The 21530-nt window shown below is 71.3% G+C and carries 26 protein-coding genes and 1 tRNA gene; 5 read left to right on the top strand and 22 right to left on the bottom strand.

Features of this window, described 5'->3' with window-relative positions; all coding sequences use genetic code 11:
• Positions 1-102: 102 nt before the first annotated feature.
• From PZ894_RS23325 to PZ894_RS23280, 10 genes are all read right to left on the bottom strand, one after another.
• Entirely contained in the window at positions 103-300 is a 198-nt protein-coding gene (locus tag PZ894_RS23325) for a ferredoxin (protein WP_275748456.1), read from the bottom strand.
• A gap of 13 nt (positions 301-313) precedes the next feature.
• On the bottom strand, positions 314-1096 hold the full coding sequence (gene hcaB / locus PZ894_RS23320) for a 3-(cis-5,6-dihydroxycyclohexa-1,3-dien-1-yl)propanoate dehydrogenase (protein WP_275748455.1): 783 nt from the start codon (positions 1094-1096) through the stop codon (positions 314-316).
• Positions 1093-1401 carry a hypothetical protein gene (locus PZ894_RS23315; RefSeq protein ID WP_275748454.1) on the bottom strand — a complete coding sequence of 103 codons (309 nt, stop codon included), beginning with the start codon at positions 1399-1401 and terminating at the stop codon, positions 1093-1095. Before PZ894_RS23315 ends, hcaB begins: the two co-directional genes overlap by 4 nt.
• Complete coding sequence (locus tag PZ894_RS23310) at positions 1398-1994, bottom strand: 3-phenylpropionate/cinnamic acid dioxygenase subunit beta (protein ID WP_275748453.1); 597 nt, start codon at positions 1992-1994, stop codon at positions 1398-1400. Before PZ894_RS23310 ends, PZ894_RS23315 begins: the two co-directional genes overlap by 4 nt.
• Positions 1991-3373, bottom strand: a complete 1383-nt coding sequence (locus PZ894_RS23305) for an aromatic ring-hydroxylating dioxygenase subunit alpha (RefSeq protein ID WP_275748451.1) — start codon at positions 3371-3373, stop codon at positions 1991-1993. Before PZ894_RS23305 ends, PZ894_RS23310 begins: the two co-directional genes overlap by 4 nt.
• A gap of 78 nt (positions 3374-3451) precedes the next feature.
• Complete coding sequence (locus PZ894_RS23300) at positions 3452-4246, bottom strand: ABC transporter permease subunit (RefSeq protein ID WP_275748449.1); 795 nt, start codon at positions 4244-4246, stop codon at positions 3452-3454.
• A 67-nt stretch (positions 4247-4313) separates the two neighbouring features.
• Entirely contained in the window at positions 4314-5063 is a 750-nt protein-coding gene (locus tag PZ894_RS23295; RefSeq protein ID WP_275748447.1) for an ABC transporter permease subunit, read from the bottom strand.
• 34 nt (positions 5064-5097) lie between these two features.
• Positions 5098-5907 carry an ABC transporter ATP-binding protein gene (locus tag PZ894_RS23290; protein WP_275748445.1) on the bottom strand — a complete coding sequence of 270 codons (810 nt, stop codon included), beginning with the start codon at positions 5905-5907 and terminating at the stop codon, positions 5098-5100.
• Positions 5904-6920 carry an ABC transporter substrate-binding protein gene (locus tag PZ894_RS23285; RefSeq protein ID WP_275748443.1) on the bottom strand — a complete coding sequence of 339 codons (1017 nt, stop codon included), beginning with the start codon at positions 6918-6920 and terminating at the stop codon, positions 5904-5906. The genes PZ894_RS23290 and PZ894_RS23285 overlap by 4 nt, the downstream gene beginning before the upstream one ends.
• Before the next feature lie 121 nt (positions 6921-7041).
• Positions 7042-7806 carry a glucose 1-dehydrogenase gene (locus PZ894_RS23280; RefSeq protein ID WP_275748442.1) on the bottom strand — a complete coding sequence of 255 codons (765 nt, stop codon included), beginning with the start codon at positions 7804-7806 and terminating at the stop codon, positions 7042-7044.
• 62 nt (positions 7807-7868) lie between these two features.
• Here PZ894_RS23280 and PZ894_RS23275 point away from each other — a divergent pair, with 62 nt between their 5' ends.
• Positions 7869-8786 (top strand): SDR family NAD(P)-dependent oxidoreductase, encoded by a 918-nt coding sequence (locus tag PZ894_RS23275; RefSeq protein WP_275748441.1) that lies wholly within the window; start codon positions 7869-7871, stop codon positions 8784-8786.
• Between the two features lie 19 nt (positions 8787-8805).
• Positions 8806-9627 (top strand): aspartate/glutamate racemase family protein, encoded by an 822-nt coding sequence (locus tag PZ894_RS23270; RefSeq protein ID WP_275748439.1) that lies wholly within the window; start codon positions 8806-8808, stop codon positions 9625-9627.
• A gap of 13 nt (positions 9628-9640) precedes the next feature.
• Here PZ894_RS23270 and PZ894_RS23265 read toward each other — a convergent pair whose 3' ends face one another.
• Positions 9641-10672: a phosphotransferase family protein gene (locus PZ894_RS23265; RefSeq protein WP_275748438.1), complete on the bottom strand. Its 1032-nt coding sequence runs from the start codon at positions 10670-10672 to the stop codon at positions 9641-9643.
• Positions 10669-11838, bottom strand: coding sequence for an acyl-CoA dehydrogenase family protein (locus PZ894_RS23260; RefSeq protein WP_275748436.1), 1170 nt, complete (start codon positions 11836-11838; stop codon positions 10669-10671). The genes PZ894_RS23265 and PZ894_RS23260 overlap by 4 nt, the downstream gene beginning before the upstream one ends.
• Positions 11839-11935: 97 nt before the next feature.
• Here PZ894_RS23260 and PZ894_RS23255 point away from each other — a divergent pair, with 97 nt between their 5' ends.
• The gene (locus tag PZ894_RS23255) at positions 11936-12229 is read left to right on the top strand and encodes an EthD family reductase (protein WP_275748435.1); all 294 of its coding nucleotides are present in this window, start codon (positions 11936-11938) and stop codon (positions 12227-12229) included.
• A 56-nt stretch (positions 12230-12285) separates the two neighbouring features.
• On the top strand, positions 12286-12654 hold the full coding sequence (locus PZ894_RS23250; RefSeq protein WP_275748434.1) for a nuclear transport factor 2 family protein: 369 nt from the start codon (positions 12286-12288) through the stop codon (positions 12652-12654).
• A 73-nt stretch (positions 12655-12727) separates the two neighbouring features.
• Here the strand turns inward: PZ894_RS23250 and PZ894_RS23245 are convergent.
• The 10 genes from PZ894_RS23245 to PZ894_RS23200 form a co-directional block, all read right to left on the bottom strand.
• Positions 12728-12800, bottom strand: a tRNA-Ala gene (locus tag PZ894_RS23245).
• An 88-nt stretch (positions 12801-12888) separates the two neighbouring features.
• Positions 12889-13518 (bottom strand): histidine phosphatase family protein, encoded by a 630-nt coding sequence (locus tag PZ894_RS23240; protein ID WP_275748432.1) that lies wholly within the window; start codon positions 13516-13518, stop codon positions 12889-12891.
• Entirely contained in the window at positions 13508-13885 is a 378-nt protein-coding gene (gene rsfS, locus PZ894_RS23235) for a ribosome silencing factor (protein ID WP_275748431.1), read from the bottom strand. Before rsfS ends, PZ894_RS23240 begins: the two co-directional genes overlap by 11 nt.
• Entirely contained in the window at positions 13882-14484 is a 603-nt protein-coding gene (gene nadD / locus PZ894_RS23230) for a nicotinate-nucleotide adenylyltransferase (RefSeq protein ID WP_275748430.1), read from the bottom strand. The genes rsfS and nadD overlap by 4 nt, the downstream gene beginning before the upstream one ends.
• Positions 14485-14516: 32 nt before the next feature.
• Positions 14517-14669 carry a hypothetical protein gene (locus PZ894_RS23225; RefSeq protein ID WP_275748429.1) on the bottom strand — a complete coding sequence of 51 codons (153 nt, stop codon included), beginning with the start codon at positions 14667-14669 and terminating at the stop codon, positions 14517-14519.
• A 42-nt stretch (positions 14670-14711) separates the two neighbouring features.
• Positions 14712-15962: a glutamate-5-semialdehyde dehydrogenase gene (locus PZ894_RS23220; RefSeq protein WP_275748428.1), complete on the bottom strand. Its 1251-nt coding sequence runs from the start codon at positions 15960-15962 to the stop codon at positions 14712-14714.
• An 81-nt stretch (positions 15963-16043) separates the two neighbouring features.
• On the bottom strand, positions 16044-17009 hold the full coding sequence (locus PZ894_RS23215) for an electron transfer flavoprotein subunit alpha/FixB family protein (protein ID WP_275748426.1): 966 nt from the start codon (positions 17007-17009) through the stop codon (positions 16044-16046).
• An 11-nt stretch (positions 17010-17020) separates the two neighbouring features.
• Positions 17021-17809 carry an electron transfer flavoprotein subunit beta/FixA family protein gene (locus PZ894_RS23210; protein ID WP_275748424.1) on the bottom strand — a complete coding sequence of 263 codons (789 nt, stop codon included), beginning with the start codon at positions 17807-17809 and terminating at the stop codon, positions 17021-17023.
• A gap of 178 nt (positions 17810-17987) precedes the next feature.
• Positions 17988-18329: a hypothetical protein gene (locus PZ894_RS23205; protein WP_275748423.1), complete on the bottom strand. Its 342-nt coding sequence runs from the start codon at positions 18327-18329 to the stop codon at positions 17988-17990.
• A 114-nt stretch (positions 18330-18443) separates the two neighbouring features.
• The gene (locus PZ894_RS23200) at positions 18444-19232 is read right to left on the bottom strand and encodes an enoyl-CoA hydratase-related protein (RefSeq protein ID WP_275748421.1); all 789 of its coding nucleotides are present in this window, start codon (positions 19230-19232) and stop codon (positions 18444-18446) included.
• 80 nt (positions 19233-19312) lie between these two features.
• Between PZ894_RS23200 and glgX the strand changes: the two genes are divergently transcribed.
• Positions 19313-21463, top strand: a complete 2151-nt coding sequence (gene glgX, locus PZ894_RS23195; protein ID WP_275748419.1) for a glycogen debranching protein GlgX — start codon at positions 19313-19315, stop codon at positions 21461-21463.
• The last annotated feature ends 67 nt before the right edge of the window (positions 21464-21530 follow it).

Genomic DNA, 21530 nt, shown 5'->3' with positions numbered 1-21530 from the left:
AGCGGGGGAGGAGAAGAACGCCGTGGGGTGTTCATGCGGGGTCCCTGCGGCGTTGTTCGCCGGAGGAGCGGAGCGGGGGAGGAGAAGAACGTCGTGGGGTGTTCATGCGTCCTCGAGCCAGAGGGCGGAGACCGGGCAGCTGCGCGCCGCCGTCTCCACGCGGGTCCGGTCGGACTCCTCGACCTCGCTGCGCAGCAGCACGACGAGGCCGTCGTCGTCGATGTCGTAGACGTCGTCGGCGGCGACGACGCAGTTGGCGTAGCCCTGGCAGGCGGCCAGATCGGCCTTCAGCACCGGCATGTCGTGAGCTCCTTCAGACCTTGATCCCCATGCCGCCGTCGCTGTGGACGGTGCGGCCGGAGATGCCCCGCGCCCGGTCGGACGCGAGGAAGACGTAGCTCCAGGCGTGGTCGGCGCCCGAGAGCGCCACGCCGAGCGGGTTGCGCGCGGCCAGGTCGGCCGCGCGGTCGGGACCGTCGAGCCGACGGTCGTCGAGGCCGAGGGTCGAGAGACCGCGCAGGTCGGTGCCGAGGGTGCCCCCGGGGGCGACCCCGTTGACGCGCACCTCGGGCGCGAGCTCGTGGCCGAGGGTGGTCACCAGCCCGCGGACGGCGAACTTCGAGGCGACGTAGAGCGCGCCGCCCCGGCCGGGGTAGTACGCCGAGGTCGACTCGGTGAGCACGACGCTGCCGCGCGAGGCACGCAGGGCGGCCGAGGCCGCCTTCACCGAGTGCAGCTGCGACTTCACGTTGACCGCGAAGATCTCGTCGAACGCGCGATCGACGTCGTCGGGGTCGATGTCGGAGAGCGGCCGGTAGAAGTCGAAGATCCCCACACAGCCGACGAGCACGTCGAGGCCGCCGAACGCGTCGAGCGCGGTGGCGACCGCCTGCTCGTTCGCCACCCGCGTCGTCGCGTCGCCCTGGACGACCACCACGTCGTCGCGCTCCTCGCCGAGGGCGGCGCACTTGGCCCGGTCGAGCTCGAGAGCAGCGACCCGGGCTCCTTCCTCCAGGAACGCGTCCACGACGCCGCGACCGATGCCGGAGCCCGCGCCGACCACGAGGGCGCGCTTGCCGTCGAGCCAGCCGGTCACTGCTCGGCCTCGGGGAAGAGCGGCGCGAACGGGTTGCCCACCATCGCCGAGAACGTCGCGGTGTTCTGCCAGGTCAGCGACTCGAGCTCGAGCGGGTCCAGCGTGATCCACTGGCCGCTCTTGGGCGACTCCACCAGCAGTCGGGCGCCGTTGCGGGTCAGCACCTTGGAGACCCGGACCTCGGCGAACTCGTTGCCGACCGTGACGACGTCACCCTCCGCGTGCGCGCGCAGCGTCTCGAGCTCCGAACCGGCCCGGGCCGCCGCCGCTGCGTCCTCGGCCTCGCCCTCCCACGAGAGCTTCACAGGAAGATCGCCAGGTTCTGGGTGCGGAGCACCGACTCGTCGACCGCGATGTGGCGACGGGCGAGGAGCCAACCACCGCCGAGGGCGCCGGCACGCCGGAGCAGGTCGGTGCGACCCGCCGAGATGAGCGAGGCCTCGTTGACGTCGCCGCGGCTGCGGAAGAGCAGCACCGCGGACTCGACGACGAGCTCGTCGTCGTTCGCCGTGGCGAAGGTGCGCACGTTGGACAGGTGGTGACGGATCCGGGACGGCGGGTCCTCGGTCCAGGCGTGCTCGGTCTGGAAGCGGGCGACGCGGCGGCTCAGCGAGTACTTGTCCTCGTCGAAGTGCGCCATCCGCTTCGCGGTGTCGTAGCCGGTGCCGAGCGCGGTCGTGACCCGGATCGGCATGTAGTAGTGGATGTCCTCGGCGAGCAGGCCCAGCCAGGCGTCGTAGTCCTGGTGGTCGAGGACGTAGGTCTCCTCGACCAGCCAGCGGTGCGCCAGCAGGTGCCGCGGGTCGTCGAAGGCCAGCGACGCGCCCACCGCGTCGGTGGTCGGGGCGTCCTGGCCGAGCGGGGAGTCGGCCGACCGGATCGGGAGGTAGGTCGTCACGAGCACTCCGCCTGACCGGACATGCCGACGACCGTCGTCGCGGTCGCGGGCGGCTCCTGCTCGAGGTGGTCGGCCCACTCGGCCAGCAGCGCGCGCTGGTTGTACTCGCCGTACCCGACCCGGGCGACGCCCGGTCCGGCGAACTCCTCGGGCGCGAGCGGCTCGACGACCGGGGTGTCGTCCTGGAGCATGCCCATCCGGCCGTTGAGCAGCAGCCGGCGCGCCATGGTGCCGGCGGCGGTGTTGGTGAGCGAGACCCAGTTCTCGACGTCGTCCTGCTCGAACATGCCGCTGCTGCCGAAGCACATCAGGTAGGCCTTGTAGGAGAGCTTCTTGAACTCCTCCGGCGCCTCCTTGTCGACGACGAACCACGACAGCACCTCGGTCTCGTCGGCGCTGATCGGCTGCCACTGGCGCAGGGAGATGAAGGGCAGCACGTCGTCGCTGTCGGCGACCTTGGGCCAGTTGTGCACCAGGCTGAGGTTCGGGAAGACGGACGCAGCGGAGATCATGAAGCCGTCGCGGCCGATCACGTCGAGCTGGTCCTGGGACCACTGCTCCAACATCTTCTTGATCATCTCGTCGGGGTAGCCGACGTACTGCAGGCGCTCCTCGAGCGAGCCCGGGGGGAGCTTGTACGTCGTGCCGCCGCCGCGGCCGGCCCAGTAGGTGCAGCCGTCCTTGCGCTTCTCCGCCTTCGGCTCGCGGAAGAGGCCGATCTCGACGACGCTCGTGTGGGTCTGGGGCGTGTGGTACATGTCGCCGGCGAAGTTCTCGGCGCCGATCTTCCAGTTCGCCTTGACCCGCCAGCGCTGCGGGCCGAGCACCTCGACGCCGCTCGGGCTCTGCCTGGTGTAGTAGTCGAGGTAGAACGCGAAGTCGCCGAGGAACTCCCGCAGCGGCGGGGCGTCCGGGTCCATCGACACGAAGATCAGGCCGTTGATGCTGTCCAGGCTCGGTGCCGGCACCAGGCGCTGGCCCTTGCGGGCGAAGCCCGCCTCGCCGCCGTACGCCTCCTGGTGGAAGGGCAGACCGACGATGCGGCCGTCGTTGCGGTAGGACCAGCCGTGGTAGGGGCAGCGGAAGTGCGAGGCGTTGCCCTGCTCGGCGCGGCAGACCTGCATGCCGCGGTGCAGGCACATGTTGAACATCGCGTGCACGTCGCCGGACTGGTCGCGGCTGACGATGAACGAGTTGTCCATCACCCGGCGCACGACGTAGTCGCCGACCTGCGGGATCTCGGACTCGTGGGCGACGAACATCCACGAGCGCGAGAACAGCCGTTCCCTCTCGGCCTCGAAGACCTCGGTGTCGTTGTAGATGTGGGCCGGGAGCATCCCCCGGCGCACGTTCGCGAGGACGACGTCCGCGTCGCGCATGAGCAGCCTCCTTCTTCTGTAGATCAGAGATAGATTCTGGTCTACAGAAATAGCGATGTCAACCGGCGATCCGCACCGTCAGGACCGGTAGCCGAGACGTCGCTCGAGCAGGAGGAAGAGCCAGTTGACGGTGAACGAGATCGCCAGCGCCAGGACCACGGTCGCGAGCAGGCGGTCGTAGGCGAACGCGCCGTACGCGCGCGCCATCTCCACCCCCACGCCGGCCTCCGAGCCGAAGAACTCCGAGATCACGACCGCGAGGAACGCCGCCGCGAAGCCCAGACGCAACCCCACCACCACGGAGGGCACCGCCCCACGCAGGCGGATGCGGAACGCCATGCCGAGGACCCCGATGTCGAGCGACCGGCCGACCTTCACCAGCAGCGGAGACACCTCGCGCACGCCCGACGCCGTGTACATCAGCACCGGCAGCACCGAGACGAGCGCCGCCATCCCGATCTTCGACTGATGGCCGACACCGAAGGCGCTCAGCAGGATGGGCAGGAAGATGATGTGCGGGATGCTTCCGTAGCAGCGCACCAGCGGAGTCATGACGGCGCCGAGGAACGGGCGCACCGCGAGCAGGTAGCCCCCGAGCACGCCGACGACGGCCGCACCCGCGAAGCCCACCACCGCCGAGCCGACCGTGTCGACGGCCGCCGACCCCAGGTCGCCGTCGACGAGGCCGCGCCACAGCGACCGGAGGGTCTCACCGGGAGCGGCGACGTACCGGGAGGAGGTCGACACGCCCCACCACGCGAGCAGGAGCCCGAGGACCACCGCGACGTTGATCGCGACGCCGATCAGCCGCGTCGACGGTCGCCTCACCACGGGTGCGGTCGCCTCGGACGCCGAGACCGTGGCGGCGCTCATGCGGGGTCCCCGCGGAATCGTGCGCTGGAGGAGCGCAGCGGGGGAAGCGTGCGATTTCGTGGGGTGTTCATGCGACCCGGTCCCGTCGCAGGCGGTTCTCGACCGCGGTCAGGGCCACGTCGACGACCACGGCAAGGAGGCAGATGAACACGATGAGCGCGTACATCTGATCGGTCGCGAATGCGTGGTAGCTGTGCGCGACGGCGTAGCCCAGCCCCTGCGACGCGACGACGAACTCCATCCCGATGGCACTCACCATCGCGAGGAGGAAGCCGAGCCGCAGCGAGGGGAACAGCAGCGGCACCGCGGCGGGCAGGTAGACCTTCCGCAGGGCCGTGCCACGCGAGAGATCGAGCGCCCGCGTGAGCCGCACCAGCGATCTCGGCACCGCGGCGAACGAGTTCGTCACGCCGACCGTCACGGGGACCATCACGACGACCGCGACGATGATGACGATCGGCAGCCTCGTGAGGCCGAAGATCGTCAGCAGGAGCGGGTAGAAGACGAGCAGCGGAATCGCCTGCAGCGACACCACGTAGTTCAGCAGGATGCCGCGGACCGACTCGCCCATGCCCAGCAGCAGGAGCCCGAGGACCCCGCCCGCGAGGGCACCGGACGCGAAGCCGAAGCCGACGTTCTTCACCGTGGACTCCAGGTCGACGCTCACGACGGGCGAGGAGAAGAGGTCGACGAACTGCGGCGCGACCCGACTCGGGCTGGAGAAGGTCAACGGGTCGAGGTAGCCCGACCGGGACCCGAGCTCCCAGCACAGGACCAGCGCGGCCACGACTCCGATGCGGGCCGCCACGACGGACACGTCTCGAAGGCGAGCATTCGCCATGCTCATCGACTCACACCCCCACGCGCTCCGGGACACCCATCGCGCGCGACTCCTCGCGAAGGGTCCCCCAGATCTCGGCCTCGAGCTCCTGGAAGCGCGGCTGCAGCGGGAGGTCGTCGGCGCGCGGGCGCGGCAGGTCGACCTCGATCCGGGTCAGCAGCCGCGCCGGCCGCCGCGAGAGGACCCAGACCTCGTCGGAGAGCGCCACCGCCTCGCCGATGTCGTGCGTCACGAACAGCACGCTGCACTGCACGCGTTCCCAGGTCCGGGTGAGCTCGAGGCCCATCATGCTTCGCGTCTGCTGGTCGAGCGCACCGAAAGGCTCGTCCATCAGCAGCAGCGCCGGATCGGTCACCAGGGCCCTGGCGATGGAGACGCGCTGGCGCATGCCGCCGGAGAGCTCCGACGGGTAGGCGTTGGCGAACCCGTCGAGGCCGACCGTGCGGAGCAGCTCGGCGGCCCGCGCCCGGCGCTCGGAGGCCCGGACGCCCTTCACCTCGAGCGGGAAGGCGACGTTGTCCAGGACCGATCGCCACGGGAGCAGGGCGGCCTCCTGGAAGACCATCGAGGTCGTGGACTGCGGTCCTGTCACGTCGGTGCCGCCGAGGCGGCACACCCCGCTCGTCGGGGGCAGGAGCCCCCCGGCGATGTCGAGCAGCGTGCTCTTGCCGCACCCGCTCGGCCCGATCAGCGAGACGAACCTCCCGGCGTCCACACTCGCGGTCAGGCCGCTGACGGCCGGGGTCACGCCGTGGCGGCCGGCGTACTCGAGGCACACGTCCTCGAACTCGAGCGACTGCGCGTTCCCGGGTCCGCTCACAGCGAGTCCAGCACGCTCGAGTCGTAGAGGCCCTCGATGTCGTCGCTCTCGGCGAGGCCCAGCTCGACGGCGGCCTTCGCGGGCGAGGTGAGGAAGGGCTCCGAGATGTCGAGCGTCCATGCGTCCTTCGGCACCGACGCGAGCGCGGCCTCGGCGACCTCGGGGTCCAGCTCGAGCGCCTTGCCCCAGATGCCCGCCGCCTCCGTGGGCTTCTCGCGGATCAGGTCGAGGGCCTGGCCGACGCTCGACATCCACGCCTTCAGCCCGCTCGGGTTCCGCTCCAGCTCCTCGGCCGTCGTGCAGATGCACACGTCGGCCCAGTCACTCGTCAGCGAGCTCGACTCGATCGCGATCTCGCCCTCGCCGCCCACCTCGACCTGGGTCGACTGCGGCGGGACGAGGGCCCCGAGGTCGACGACGCCCTCGGCGACCGCCGGCCACACCGATGCGTAGTCGCCGACCGTGACGATCTCGGCGTCCTTGCCGGGCGTCAGCCCGGCGCTGGTGACCGCGAGGTTCGCGAAGAACTCCACGGGGCTGCCGGTCCCGGCGATCCCGATCTTCTTGCCGGCGAGGTCGGCGGGCGAGGCGATGCCCGCGCCCTTCTTGGAGACGAAGACGACGGACGGCCGGTTGAAGCCGCCGCCGATGACCCGCAGGTTCTTGGCGCCACCCTGGTAGGCCAGGATCGCCGAGATCGTCGCCGCCGAGCCGGCCGGGCTCTTCGCCAGGATCGCGCGCACCGTGTCGGTGCCGCCCGCGACGTGGACGTTGGTCGCGTCGATCCCCTGCGGACCGTAGAACTTGTCGGCCGCGATCACGTAGGGCGCCGCACAGATGATCGACTCGAGACCGGAGATCGCCGCCTGCCCGGTCAGACCGCCCGCGTCGCCACCGTCCGACGCGCCGCTGGCCTTGCACCCGCTGAGGAGCAGCACCCCTCCGAGCGCCGCGAGCCCACCACCGAGAACGGCGCGCCTGCTGGTCGCCGCCGGCACCGATCGTTCCGACACACCCATCACGATCAACTCCTCCGCTGACGCCTCCCTCGGAATGGGCAGGCTGCGGCGTGCGACGCTAACAGAGAGCCATTCTGCCGTACAGAATTTTCTGGCCTCGGGTCGGGAGTGCGGGTCAGCCGACCAGGCGCCCGCCGTCGACGACCATCGTCTGGCCGGTCATGAAGGCGGCCTCCTCGCTGGCGAGGAACAGCACCGCGTTCGCGATCTCTTCCGGCTGCCCGGGGCGACCCACCAGCGAGTGGTCCATGGTCCGCATCCGGTTCGGGTCGGTGAGCACCTCGGCCGTCGCCGGGGTGACGATCAGCCCGGGCGCGACGCCGTTGCAGCGGATGCCGTCCTTGCCGAAGTCCTTGGCGATCGAGTGGGTGAGCGCGACCACGCCACCCTTGGCAGCCGTGTAGGCGGCGAAGCTCGGCGACGCGACGTACGCCGCGGCCGACGCCGTGTTGACGATCACACCACCGCCGCGGGCCACCAGACGCGGGATCGCGTACTTGGAGCCCAGCCAGACTCCCTTGAGGGTCACGTCCAGCGCGCGGTCCCACTCCTCCTCGGTGGTCGTGACGACGTCCCTGTTCAGCGGGGCCCAGTAGGCGTTGTTGTGCAGGACGTCGAGCCCGCCGTACGCGTCGACGGCGCCGGACACCATCGCCTCGACCGACACAGCGTCCGCGACGTCGACGACCGCCACGCGCCCGACCAGGCCCTCGCGCTCGAGCAGCGCCAGCGTCTCCTTCGCACCAGCCTCGGCGATGTCGGCGATGGTCACCGACGCTCCCTCTCGGGCGAAGGCGAGCGCCGTCGCCCGCCCAATACCGGAGCCGGCTCCGGTCACGATCACCGAACGGCCCTCGAAGCGTGCTTCACGTGCTCCCACTGATGTCTCCTTCAGGTTCTGTACGATGGAATGTTCTTCTGCTATACAGACTCGGGTCGACGTTGTCCAGCAAGGAGGCGCGTGCCGTGATCGGGTTCGAGGGCAAGGTGGCGATCGTGACCGGAGCGGGTCGCGGCCTGGGTCGCAGCCATGCATTGTTGTTGGCGGAGCGCGGGGCCGCGGTCGTGGTCAACGATCTGGGCGGCGCCCTGGACGGCTCCGGCGGCAGTGCGGAGCCCGCCGAGGCGGTGGCTGCGGAGATCCGCGCGAGCGGCGGGCGGGCGGTCGCCGACGACCACGACGTCGCGAGCGCGGCGGGCGCCGTCGCGATCGTCGATTCCGCCCTGGAGCACTTCGGTCAGATCGACGTGGTCGTCAACAACGCCGGCGTCACCGGCGGACGCAAGAGCTTCGCCGACCTCTCCCCCGACGAGTTCGCAGCGGTGCTCGGCCCCCACCTCCTGGGCACGGCCAACGTGACCCGCGCGGCCTGGCCCGCCATGGCCTCTCGCGGTCGAGGCCGGGTCGTCAACACCACCTCCGGCGTCGGCCTCTGGGGCATGTCCCACGCCTCGGCGTACGCCGCCGCGAAGATGGGCATCGTCGGGCTCACCGTCTCCCTGGCCCACGAGGGGGCCGAGGCCGGCATCGCGGTCAATGCGGTGGCACCGATCGCCCGCACCCGGATGGCGGACGGGGTCTTCGGGTCGCTCGACCCCCACCTCGACCCGAGCCTGGTGTCGTCGGTGGTCGCCTACCTGGCCCACGACGAGTGCACGCTGTCCGGCCGCGTGCTCTCCGCCGGGGCCGGCCGGGTCGCCGAGGTCTTCATCGGCACCGGCCCCGGGCTCTTCGACGCCGCCCTCACCCCCGAGGAGCTCCAGACCCACGTCGACCGGGCCCGCGACCGGACGGCGTACACGGTGCCCGACAGCGCGATGGCCGAGGTCGCGCTCACCGCGGCCTGCCACGGGCTCTGATCCCCCGGAGAGGAACGACGTGAAGCGCATCGCCTACCTGACCCTGAAGGGGACCGCCCGGACCGACCGGCTGCCGGCGCAGCCAGGCGTCACGGTCGACGAGATCGAGACCCTCGTCTCGGTGCGACCGGTCGACCCGATGGACCTCCTGCTCTCCGACGTCGCGTACGCCGAGGCCGGCCTGCGCGCGGCCGCGCACGGCTACGACGGCATCGTCATCGGCGCGCTGCCGGACTACGGCGCGGCCGCCGTGCGCGCCGCCGTCGACGTCCCGGTGATGGGCTGCGGCCAGGCGAGCCTCGTGACCGCGGCGAGCCTCGGCGATCGGTTCGGCATCGTGACGATCTGGCCCGAGACGATGGCGTTCGTCTACGAGCGCCTGCTGCGCGAGCAGGACGCGGCCGACCGGTGCACGTCGGTCCGCTACGTCTCGACGCCGGCCGAGCAGGCCACCCTGGCCGACGACGACAACTTCCTCAGCCAGATGAAGGACGGGCGCGAGCACATGGTCCGCCGGATCCTGGACGAGATCGACGCCGTCGCGGCGCAGGGAGCCGCCTCGGTGATCCTGGGCTGCAACTGCATGAGCCCCGTCGCCGGCGTGCTCGCTGCGAGGGCGAGTATCCCCGTGGTCGACCCGACCGCTGCCGGCCACCAGGTCGTCCGGTCGATGCTCACGCTCGGCGTACGCCCCGCGCGCGACACCCGCGTGCCCGCGTCGACCCGCCAGCCGATGCTCGCGGAGATGTTGCTCGCCGGCGACGAGCTGGCCGGCGCGCCCGACGACTGCCCGGTCTGCGTCCTCGAGGACGACGGCCGCTGGTCCTGCGACGCGCCGTAGCCCGCCTGCCGCCTCAGACGCGCACACCCAGGGCTTCGAGGCCGAGGCCCAGGTAGGTCTCGACGGCGTCGCCCGCCGTCGCGAAGCCGGCGCCGGACGCCGCGCCCTCGCGGGCCCGGTGGGCGATCCCCGCGGCGATGACGGCGACCTTGAAGTACGCCAGGGCGAGATGGAAGTCCCAGTCCGCGAGGGTCTCGCCGCTCGCCCTCTCGTACGTCTGCGCGAGTCCCTCGACCGTCGGCAGCCGGTGGCTCGTCCACGCACTCGGGGCCCCGACGATCAGGTCGAAGGTCGGGTGGCGGTAGGCACACATGACCGCGACGTCGGCGACCGGGTCGCCGAGCGTGGAGAGCTCCCAGTCGACGACGGCTCCGACGCGCTCCAGACGGTCGCGACCGTCCAGGATCGTGTTGTCGATCCGGTAGTCGCCATGGACCACCGACGTTCGCCGCTGGTCGGGCACGGAGGCCGCAAGCCTGCCGGCGAGCTCGGTCGCGAGCGGGTCGAGCCCGTCCACGCCGACCGCCTGCCACTGGCGGGTCCAGCGGCGCACCTGCCGCTGCGCGTAGGCGTCGGGCCGGCCGAAGTCGTCGAGCCCGACCGCGCCCGGGTCGACCCGATGGAGGTCGGCGAGCGTGCCCACGAGTGCCGCGACGACGTCGGCGAGCTCGCCGTCGTCGAGCCGGTCGAGCTGCTCCTGGTGCTGCACGGTCACTCCGGAGACGAAGTCGACCACGGTGAACGGCACTCCGATCACCGCCTCGTCCTCGACGAGGACGACGGGCGATGGCACGGGCACGTCGGCGGCCAGTGCCGACATCACACGGAACTCCCTGGCCACGTCGTGGGCCGAGGGCGTCCGCCCGGCGCGCGGCGGCGTCCGCAGGATCCAGCGCGAGGCGCCGTCGCCGATCACGTAGGTGAGGTTCGAGCGGCCGGCCGTGAGCATCGTCGCGGTGAGCGCGCCGACCTCGCGGCCCGCGTCCCGCATCGCCGTGGCGACGGCCGCGAGGTCCTCCGACGTCAGGTGCGTCGCGCCGCTCACCCGACGACCTCGCGCACGGCGCGCTTCGCGATCGACCACCGGTGCACCTCCGACGGCCCGTCGTAGATCCGGAACGGTCGCAGCTCGCGTGCGATCCTGGCGACCGGCAGGTCCTGGGAGACACCGAGCCCGCCGCACAGCTGGGTGGCCCGGTCGACCACCCGGCCCAGGGCCTCGGCCGCGAAGGTCTTCGCGATCGAGGTCGCCTTCGAGGCGCGCTCACCCGCGTCGAGCTCCGCGCACGCCTGCAGGAGAAGTGCCCGCGTGGCGGCCAGGTCGATCTCGTTGTCGGCGATCTGCTGCTGCGCCATCCCGAGGTCGCAGAGCCGGGAGCCGAACATCGGACGCTCGGCGGCGTAGCGGACGGCCGTCTCGTGCGCCCGGCGCGCCGCGCCCGACCAGCGCATCACGTGGGTCATGCGAGCCGGGCCGAGCCGGACCTGCGCGTGCGCGAAGCCGCGGCCGACCTCGCCGAGCACGTCGTCGTCCGGGACGAAGACGTCGGCGAGGGTCACCTCGCAGTGGCCGCCGATCATCGAGCGGTCCATCGTGTGGATGTGGCGCTCGACCACGAGCCCCGGCCGGTCCGCGGGCACCAGGAACATCGTGGCGCCCTGGGCGCTGCCGACCTCACCGCTGGTGCGCGCCATGACGATGAAGAAGCCGGCGCCGTCCGCGCCAGTGATGAAGTGCTTGCGCCCGCTGATCACCCACCCGCCGTCGCCCCGCACCGCGCCGGTCGTCAGGTGGCCGGGGTCCGAGCCCGCCCCCGGGGCCGGCTCGGTCATCGCGAACGCCGAGCGCTGCTGGCCGGCGACCAGCGGCGCGAGGTAGCGCTCGCGCTGCGCCGGGGACGCGACCAGGTCGAGCAGGTGGACGTTGCCCTCGTCGGGCGCGTTCGCGTTGATCGCCATGGCACCGAACAGCGAGTGGCCCGCCGCCTCGAGCACCGGCGCCCGGTCCACCATGCCGAGCCCGAGCCCGCCGTACTCGACCGGGCCGTGGGGCGAGAGCAGACCGGCCGCGCGGGCCTCCCCCTGCAGCCGCACCCGGAGCTTGTCGCCGCCGGCAGCCTCGACGTCGCCGTCGTGCGCGTCGTCGACGGGCAGCACCAGCCGCTCGACGAATTCCCGTGTTGCCGCTGCCAGCTCCACCGCCGATGCCACCGATGCTCCTCCAATGCGTGCCTACTTAGCGTTCGCTCAGCACTGTGGCAGGATGCTCTCGTCCCGGTCAAGGCGGCAACGAGGAGGCTCGCGCCCGATGCACAAGATCACCGTCCAGTACTTCGACCCCGCGGACGGCGAGGCCTTCGAGGCCGCCTACCGCGACCGGCACGTCCCGCTGGTGAAGGCGGTCCCCGGCCTCGAGCGCTTCACCCTCAGCCTGCCCGGCGCCGACGGGGCGCCGTACCTGGTCGCGGAGCTGTGGTTCGCCGACGACGTCGCCCTCGTCGCCGCGCGGAGCTCCGCCGAGATGGTGGCGGCCGCCAACGACGCCGAGACCTACGACGTGGCCCGACGGTTCACGTTCGCCGGAGCGGTCGAGGACCTATGACGGGCGACGACCGCCCGACCGAGTCACGCGACTCAGGAGTGTAGAAGGATGGGGACGTGGACGCCTCAGACCTCATGACACGTCTCTGTGACCTCATCGACGCACACGACTGGGATGGCCTGCCGGCGCTCCTGCACGACGAGTTCGTCTGTCGCTACGTCCACACCGACGAGACGTTCGACCGTGACTCCTGGGTGCGGCTGAACGCCGAGTACCCGGGCTTCGATCACCTGGTCCTCGAAGACCTCGTGGGTTCCGCCACGCGCGCCGTCGGGCGCTGCCACGTCACGGCACATGTCGACGGCCAGCTCACCCACTTCGAGGTGGCAACCTTCATCACCGTCCGAGACGCGCGGATCTCGGAGATGACCGAGGTGTGGACCGACGTCGCGCAGACGCCGCCGGAGGGATCGCGGCCGAGCTGACAGGTGCGCAGATGACAGAAGGCCACGTCCCGTCCCATCTCTGGGAGCCGGACATGGCCTTCGACCTGTTCGGTGGAGCTGAGGGGACTCGAACCCCTGACCCTCTGCATGCCATGCAGATGCGCTACCAGCTGCGCCACAGCCCCGGACGTTGCTACCCCCGCACTGCGGGTGACAACTCGCGGAATACTAGCCAACGGACTCGCGCGATGCGAAATCGGGGTGGTCGGGCCGTCAGGAGACCGTCCGGCCGTAGGCGACCAGTCGCAGCGAACCGTCGGCATCGGCCCGGTCGAGCTCGGCCCAGCCGCAGTTCGGCAGGCCGTGGAGCGCGGCCCGCTCGGTGACCGGCCAGCCCAGCAGGACGGGTACGGCGTCGCGGATCGCGGCGCCGTGGGACACCGCGACGGCGACCTCCCCCGGGGCGATCGAGGCGAGCAGGTCGCGCACGGCCGCGACGACACGGCCGGCCACCTGCGCGGCGGTCTCGCCGCCGGGCACGACGTCGAAGTCGCCGGCCCGGAAGGCCGCGAACTCGTCGGGCGCGAGCGCGGCGTACTCGTCGTGGGTCAGGCCCTGCCGCTCGCCGAGGAAGTACTCGCGCAGGCGGGCGTCGTACGTCGGGTCGAGGCCGGTCTCCTTGGCGACGTACGCCGCGGTCTGGCGGGCGCGGGCGCTGTCGGACGACCAGAGCGCCGCCGGGCCCATCGCGGCGACCACCGGCGCCACCGCGGCCGCCTGCCGGTGCCCGGTGTCGTCGATCTCGACGTCGAGCTGGCCCTGCACGCGGCGGGCGGCGTTCCAGGCGGTCCGGCCGTGCCGCAGCAGCACGAGGCGCCGGGGCGCGGGGCGCTCAGCGCTCATGCGAGACGACGTCGGCGGGCAGCGCGATCGTCGGGCAGTCGCGCCAGAGTCGCTCGAGCGCGTAGAACTGGCGCTCCTCCTCGTGCTGGATGTGCACGACGATCTCGCCGTAGTCGATGAGCACCCATCGTCCGTCGCGCTCGCCCTCGCGGCGGATCGGCTTGGCGCCGACCTGGCGGAGCTTGTCCTCGACCTCGTCGACGATCGCCTTGACCTGGCGGTCGTTGGTGGCCGAGGCGAGCACGAAGGCGTCGGTGATCGCGAGCTGGTCGCTGACGTCGAAGGCGACGATCTGCTGGGCGAGCTTGTCGGACGCCGCGCGGGCGGCGGCGTGCACGAGCTCGAGAGCGTGGTCGGTGGCGGTCAACTCTCGTCCTTGGGGTACAGGTTGTGCTTGGCGATGTGCTGGACGACGCCGTCGGGCACGAGGTACCAGACCGGCTCGCCGCGCCGCGTCCGGTCGCGGCACTCGGTGGAGGAGATCGCGAGCGCGGGGATCTCGACCATCGTGACCCGGTCGGCAGGGATCTTGGTCAGGGTCTCGGCGTCCATGGTGTAGCCGGGCCGCGTGCAGCCCACGAACTGGGCGAGCTCGAACAGCTCGCCGGCGTCGCGCCAGGTGAAGATCTCGGCCAGGGCGTCGGCGCCGGTGATGAAGTAGAGGTCGACCTCCGGCAGCTGCGCGCGCAGGTCGCGCAGCGTGTCGATGGTGTACGTCGGCCCGTGCCGGTCGATGTCGACCCGGGAGACGGTGAACCGCGGGTTGGACGCCGTCGCGATCACCGTCATCAGGTAGCGGTGCTCGGCCCGCGTGACGACCCGGTCGGACTTCTGCCACGGGTCACCGGTCGGCACGAAGACGACCTCGTCGAGGTCGAACCACGCCTGCACCTCCGACGCGGCCACGAGGTGCCCGTGGTGGATCGGGTCGAACGTGCCGCCCATCACCCCCACGCGGCGGCGCACGTGGGAGGTCGGGTCGGTCTGCGGGCCGGTCGTCAGCTGTGCTCTCGTCCGGCGCCGAAGATCAGCAGCGCGAGCAGCATCGCGAGCAGGATGGCGAGGGTCACGCCACCGACGAGCCACTCGTTGGGCACGTTCTCGTTGACGTGCTCCTCCGCGGCGAGGGCGACGACGTACGGGTTCAGCATGGGCGACAGCCTACCGGTCCCCCTCGACGGCCGGCGGAGCGGTCAGCGGACGTGGCCGTCGCCGGTGACGACGTACTTGGTCGACGTCATCTCGGGCAGTCCCATCGGCCCGCGCGCGTGCAGCTTCTGGGTGCTGATCCCGATCTCCGCGCCGAAGCCGAACTCGCCGCCGTCGGTGAAGCGCGTCGACGCGTTCACGAGCACCGCGGCGGAGTCGACGGCGGCGGCGAAGCGGCGCGCGGCGGCCACGTCCTCGGTCACGATCGCCTCGGTGTGCTGGCTGGAGAAGCGCCGGATGTGGGCGATCGCCGCGTCGAGGTCGGGGACGACGGCGGCGGAGATGTCCAGCGACAGGTACTCCGCGGCATGGTCGTCGTCGGTCGCCGCGACGACTCCGTCGTGGGCCTGGAACGCCTGGTCGCCGTGGACGGTCACCCCGGCCTCCTGGAGCGCGGCGACCACACGCGGGACGAACGTCTCGACAAGGTCGGCGTGCACGAGCAGCGACTCGGCGGCGTTGCACACGCTGGTGCGGTGGGTCTTGGCGTTGAGCACGATCGCGAGCGCCTTGTCGAGGTCGGCCGCACGGTCGACGTAGACGTGGCAGTTGCCGACGCCGGTCTCGATGACGGGCACGGTCGACTCCTCGACGACCGACCGGATCAGGCCGGCGCCCCCACGCGGGATGAGGACGTCGACGTGGCCGCGGGCGCGCATCAGCGCCTTGACGCTGTCGTGGCCGTCCCCGGGCACGAGCTGGACGACGTCGGGGTCGAGCCCGGCCGCCTCGATCGCCTCGCGGAGCTCGGCGACGATCGCGGCGTTGCTCGACCGGGCGCTGGAGCTGCCGCGCAGCAGCACGGCGTTGCCCGACTTCAGGCAGATGCCTGCGGCGTCGGCGGTGACGTTGGGGCGAGCCTCGTAGATCATCCCGACCACGCCGAAGGGCACCCGCACCTGGCGCAGCTCGAGCCCGTTGGCGAGCGTGCTGCCGCGGACCACCTCGCCCACGGGGTCCGGGAGGCCCGCCACGTCGCGCAGGCCCTGGGCCATCCCGGCCACCCGGTCGGGAGTGAGGCGGAGCCGGTCGACGATGTTCGGCGGGGCGCCGCCGTCCTCCGCCCGCGTGACGTCCTCGCGGTTGGCGGCCAGGATCTCGGCCTCGTGGGCGAGCAGCGAGCCCGCCATCGCCTCGAGCGCCACGTCCTTGGCGGCCCGGGTCGCGAGCGCGAGGCCGTGGCTGGCCGCCCGGGCCAGCTCCGCGACGGCGACGACGTCCTGCTGGATGCTCATGGCGCGAGCGTAGTTGCGCGCCGAGCCCGAGATGCACGCTGACCCGCCCGAAAGTTCCGGGCGGGTCAGCGTCGACGGCGGTCAGCCCTTGCGCTTGTTGATCTCCTCAGTGGCGGTCGGGAGGACCGAGTGGAGGTCGCCCACGACGCCGAAGTCGACGAGCTCGAAGATCGGGGCCTCCTCGTCCTTGTTGACGGCCACGATGGTCTTCGAGGTCTGCATGCCGGCGCGGTGCTGGATCGCACCGGAGATGCCGTTGGCGACGTAGAGCTGCGGCGAGACGGTCTTGCCGGTCTGGCCGACCTGGAAGCTGTGCGGCATCCAGCCCGAGTCGACGGCGGCACGCGAGGCGCCGACCGCGGCGCCGAGCGAGTCGGCCAGACCCTCGATCGGCTCGAAGTTGCCGCCGGTGCCACGCCCGCCGGAGACCACGATCGCGGCCTCGGTGAGCTCGGGACGGCCGGTCGCCTTCCGCGGCTGCGAGGCCACGACCTGCGCCTTCTTCGCCGCGTCGGAGACCGTCGGGGAGACGTTCTCGACGGCGCCGGCGCCTTCCGACTCCTCCGGAGCGGCCGAGTTGGGCTTCACGGTGATGATCGGCGTGCCCTTGGTGACCTTGCCGGTCAGCGTGTAGTTGCCGGCGAACACGCTCTGCGTGGCGACACCGCCCTCCTGGACGTCGACGGCGTCGGTGATCAGGCCCGACTCGAGCTTGATCGCGAGACGGGCGCCGATCTCCTTGCCCTCCGCGGAGGACGGGATCAGGATGGCCGCCAGCCCGTCATTGCTGAGCGCCTGGCCGGCGATCTGCTGCAGGGCCTCGGCCTTGGGGGCCACCAGGTAGCCCTTGATCTGCGCGTCGTCGACGACGTAGACCTTGGCGGCGCCGTACTTCTTGACCTTCTCCGTCACCTCGTCGGCCTTGTCGGCCGGGCCGATGAAGACCGCGGAGGGCTCGCCGAGGCGGCGCGCGATGGTGAGGAGCTCGTACGTCGGCTTGCGCACCGCGCCGTCGACGTGGTCGATGAGAACGAGAACTTCAGACATCGGGCAGCTCCTCAGATGAACTTCTTCGAGGCGAGGAACTCGACCAGCGCCGTGGCGCCCGAGCCGTCCTCGTCCTTGACGATCTCGCCGGCGGTGCGCGGCGGGCGGGCCGTGGTCTCCTCGACGGTGGTCCACGCGGCGTCGAGGCCGACCTGGCTGGCGTCCACGCCGATGTCGGCGAGCGACCAGGACTCCAGCGGCTTCTTCTTCGCGGCCATGATGCCCTTGAACGACGGGTAGCGCGCCTCGCCCGACTGGTCGGTCACCGAGAGCACCAGCGGCATCGTGGCGCCGACCACCTCGGTCGCGGTGTCACCGTCACGCTTGATGCGGACCTGGTCACCCTGCGTCTCGACGACCGAGGCGAGCGTGACCTGCGGGAGGTCGAGGCGCTCGGCCAGCATCGCCGGCACCACACCGCCGGAGGCGTCGGTCGACGCCATGCCGCACATGACGACGTCCGGCGCACCGATCTTCTCGATCGCCTTCGCGAGCACCAGCGACGTGGCGACGTAGTCGGAGCCCGCGATCGCGTCGTCGCTCACGTGGACGCCCTTGTCGGCACCCATCTGCAGCGCCTTGCGCACCGCGTCGACGGCCTTCTCGGGGCCGATGCACAGCGCCGTGACCTCGGCGTCGTCCCCGGCCTTCTCCTTCAGCTGGAGCGCCTGCTCCACGGCGTACTCGTCGAGTTCCGACAGCAGACCGTCGACACCGACGCGGTCCACGGTGTTGTCCGACTCGAACTGCCGGTCGGCAGTGGCGTCGGGGACATACTTCACACAGACGACAATGTTCATGGTGGTGTGGCCGGACCGGCCCCTCCTGTGTCCGATTTCGAGGCGCCGCGGTGCGACCTGCCTCAATCCAGGGATGTGGTCGTGAGGCTACCGTCGCGTATGAACCGCCGAAACTGGCAGCGGGGTCGGATACGTCACAGCGCCGCCGTGACGCTCGGGTCCCGGCCAGCGGGACCGCTCAGGGCCGGACGATCCGCTCCACGATGCGGCCGACGATCAGGTAGGCGACGGCGCCGAGGCCCCAGTTGGCCAGCGCGCTCTTCGTCGCGGCGTCCTTGCCCTCGAAGGTGAAGATGCCGTTGTCGCGCGAGAACACGCCGAGGTCGATCCTGTCGGCGGTGTCGAGGACGAACGAGACCAGCGCGTTGTCCTGGTTGGCGTCGAGCGCGATCAGGAGAGCGCCGGTCGCGAGGAAGAGCGCGCAGACCACCGCGACCAGCCAGACCACCTGAGCCAGCCGGGTCCGCACCATCGCGAGGCCACTGCTGGTCTTCTGCCGCTCGGCCACCCTCGTCGCCACCTGCCTCACCCTGTCCTGGTCGTCCTCGCCGGGCACGTGCCTGCCCGCTCGTTCGGGGCGACCATCCCCATCCGGGACGCACTGCAAACCGAGAGTATGCCGAACCGCGCCGCGTCAGCGACCGACGAACGACGCCTTCCCGGGGCCGCTCTCCACGAAGGAGGCCATGCCGATCGTCCGGTCCTCGGTCGCGAACAGCGCCGCGAACTGCTGGCGCTCGATCTCGAGCCCCGTCTCGAGGTCGACCTCGAGCCCGCGGTCGATGCTCTCCTTGGCCGCACGGACGGCGTACGACGCGGCGCCCGCGAACTGCTTCGCCCACGCGACGGCCTCGTCGTACACGGTGCGGTCGGCGTCGGCGGCCACCACGCGGTCGACCAGACCGATGGCGAGCGCCTCGTCGGCCTTGACGAAGCGGCCGGTGAAGACCAGGTCCTTGGCCCTGCTCGGCCCGACCAGGCGGGTCAGCCGCTGGGTCCCGCCGGCGCCGGGGATGATGCCGAGCAGGATCTCGGGCTGGCCGAGCACGGCGTCCTCGGCCGCGAAGCGCACGTCGGCGCACAGCGCCAGCTCGCAGCCGCCACCGAGCGCGTAGCCGGTGACCGCGGCAACGACCGGCTTCGGGATCCGCGCGACGGCCGAGAAGGAGGACTGGAGGGCACCGGAGCGCTTGACCATGTCGGTGTAGCCCATGTCGGCCATCTCCTTGATGTCCGCACCCGCGGCGAAGACCCGCTCCCCGCCGTACAGCACGACCGCCTTGACGTCGTCGCGCTCGGTCGCCTCCAGCGCGGCGGCCCGGATCTCCTCCTGCACCTGCACGTTGAGGGCGTTCATCTTCGGCCGGTCCAGCCGGATCGTCCCGACCCCGTCGGCAACCTCCAGTCGTACGAACTCGCCCATCACGCACCTCGCCTCTCTGCTCGCGGTCCTGTCGACATCCGGTCTCGGGCATTGTGCCGTCATCGGCAAGAATGGTGCGGGTGACCCCAGGACTGTGGAGGAGTCGCGGCGAGCGCGCCCCGGTGTGGCCCGGCCGCAACTGGCCCCTCGGGTCGACCTGGTCCGAGGAGTCGACCAACTTCGCGGTGTACGCGCCGCGCGCCACCGCCGCCTGGGTCTGCCTCTTCGACGACGAGGGCGGCGAGCAGCGGCACCGGCTCACCGAGCAGGCACTCGGCATCTGGCACGGCGCGATCCCCGCGGTGACGCCGGGCACGCGCTACGGCTACCGGGTCGCCGGGCCGTGGGAGCCCGAGCAGGGGATGCGCTTCAACCCCAACAAGCTGCTGCTCGACCCGTTCGGCCGCGCCGTCTCCGGCGACCTGACCGTCGACCCCGCGATCTTCGGCTACGTCCTGGGCGACCCCTCGGCGATGGACACCCACGACTCCGCGCCGTACGTGCAGCGCAGCGTCGTCGTCGACGACCGCTTCGACTGGGGCGACGACAAGCCCTTGCGCTACCGCTGGCGCGACAGCGTGATCTACGAGATGCACGTCAAGGGGATGACCAAGCTGCACGACCGGGTGCCGGAGGAGCTGCGCGGGACGTACGCCGGGCTCGCGACCCCGGCGGTCACCGACTACCTCAAGGACCTCGGCGTCACCGCGGTTGAGCTGCTGCCGGTGCACCAGTTCGTGTCCGAGCCGTCGGTGACCGAGCGCGGCCTGACCAACTACTGGGGCTACAACTCAATCGGCTTCTTCGCCCCGCACCACGCCTACTCCGCCTCGGGCGACCGGGGTCAGCAGGTCACCGAGTTCAAGCAGATGGTGAGGTCGTTCCACGAGGCCGGTCTCGAGGTGATCCTCGACGTGGTCTACAACCACACCGCCGAGGCGGGTCCGCTCGGCCCGACGCTGTCCTTCCGGGGGCTCGACGACCGGTTCTACTGCCGCACCGGCGAGAGCGGCCCGGGCGCGCCTTTCCAGGACACCTACTGGGACGTGACCGGCTGCGGCAACACCGTCGACGCGTCGAACCGCTACGCGCTGCGGCTGATCCTCGACTCGCTGCGCTACTGGGTCACCGAGATGCACGTCGACGGCTTCCGCTTCGACCTGATGTCGGCGCTGACCCGGGTGCACCACCGGGTCGACATGGACAACCACCTGCTGATGGCGATCGGCCAGGACCCCGTGCTGCGCCACGCGAAGCTGATCGCCGAGCCGTGGGACGCCTCGATGGACGGCTACCGCGTCGGCGAGTTCCCGCCGCCGTGGGTCGAGTGGAACGACCAGTACCGCGACGAGATCCGAGACTTCTGGCGCAACCACTCCCCCGGCATCCGCACGGTCGCGACCCGGCTCGCCGGCTCGTCCGACCTCTACCTGGACGACGGGCGCTCGCCGTACGCCTCGATCAACTTCGTCACCGCGCACGACGGGTTCACGGTGCGCGACCTGGTGTCCTACGAGCAGAAGCACAACGAGGCGAACGGCGAGGACAACCGCGACGGCACCGACAACAACCGTGCGTGGAACCACGGCGCAGAGGGAGAGACCGACGATCCGGCGCTCCTCGGCGTACGGCGTCGGCAGACGGCCAACATGATGGCGACCCTGTGCCTGTCGAACGGCGTCCCGATGATCACCGCGGGCGACGAGCGCGGCCGCACCCAGCGCGGCAACAACAACGCCTACGCGCAGGACAACGAGACCTCCTGGATCGACTGGCGCCCTGACGACGCCTGGCTCGACGTCTACGAGATCACCAAGACCGCCCTACGCCTGCGCCGCGAGCACCCGGCGCTGCGGCAGCGGCACTGGTTCGAGGGACGGCCCACGATCCGCGGCGGCCCGAAGGACCTCGCGTGGCTGCACCCGTCGGGCCGGGAGATGACCGGCGACGACTGGCACGACCCCAACCTGCGCGCGGTCGGCATGTTCGTCTCGGGCGCGCCCCTGCGCTCCCCCGGCCCGCGCGGCGAGCAGCAGGCCGACAAGTCCTTCATGCTCTGGTTCAACTCCGACTGGCTGCCCCAGCGCCTCACGATCCCCGAGAACGACTGGGTGCAGGCCGGTGAGGTCGTGCTCTCCACCGACTTCCGCCTCCCCGTCGGCACCCAGATCAAGGCCGGCGACCGGCTCGCCCTCGGGCGACGCACCGTCGTCGTCTTCCGCGAGGTCTGACCCGTTGAATCGGGACTTCTGACGGTTCAATCCGGACTTTTCTCCGGACTCAAGCGTCAGAAGTCCC

The organism is Nocardioides sp. YIM 152315 (assembly GCF_029210375.1).
GTDB lineage: Bacteria > Actinomycetota > Actinomycetes > Propionibacteriales > Nocardioidaceae > Nocardioides.
Note: the sequence above shows the minus strand (reverse complement) of the source record. Positions and strands in the feature narration are given on the sequence as shown.

Excerpts from the sequence above, each read along its gene's own strand:
- PZ894_RS23325 (WP_275748456.1), bottom strand. The coding sequence starts at position 300 with ATGCCGGTGCTGAAGGCCGATCTGGCCGCCTGCCAGGGCTACGCCAAC.
- PZ894_RS23305 (WP_275748451.1), bottom strand. The coding sequence starts at position 3,373 with ATGCGCGACGCGGACGTCGTCCTCGCGAACGTGCGCCGGGGGATGCTC.
- PZ894_RS23300 (WP_275748449.1), bottom strand. The coding sequence starts at position 4,246 with ATGAGCGCCGCCACGGTCTCGGCGTCCGAGGCGACCGCACCCGTGGTG.
- PZ894_RS23255 (WP_275748435.1), top strand. The coding sequence starts at position 11,936 with ATGCACAAGATCACCGTCCAGTACTTCGACCCCGCGGACGGCGAGGCC.
- PZ894_RS23240 (WP_275748432.1), bottom strand. The coding sequence starts at position 13,518 with ATGAGCGCTGAGCGCCCCGCGCCCCGGCGCCTCGTGCTGCTGCGGCAC.
- PZ894_RS23225 (WP_275748429.1), bottom strand. The coding sequence starts at position 14,669 with ATGCTGAACCCGTACGTCGTCGCCCTCGCCGCGGAGGAGCACGTCAAC.
- PZ894_RS23220 (WP_275748428.1), bottom strand. The coding sequence starts at position 15,962 with ATGAGCATCCAGCAGGACGTCGTCGCCGTCGCGGAGCTGGCCCGGGCG.
- PZ894_RS23215 (WP_275748426.1), bottom strand. The coding sequence starts at position 17,009 with ATGTCTGAAGTTCTCGTTCTCATCGACCACGTCGACGGCGCGGTGCGC.
- PZ894_RS23210 (WP_275748424.1), bottom strand. The coding sequence starts at position 17,809 with ATGAACATTGTCGTCTGTGTGAAGTATGTCCCCGACGCCACTGCCGAC.
- PZ894_RS23200 (WP_275748421.1), bottom strand. The coding sequence starts at position 19,232 with ATGGGCGAGTTCGTACGACTGGAGGTTGCCGACGGGGTCGGGACGATC.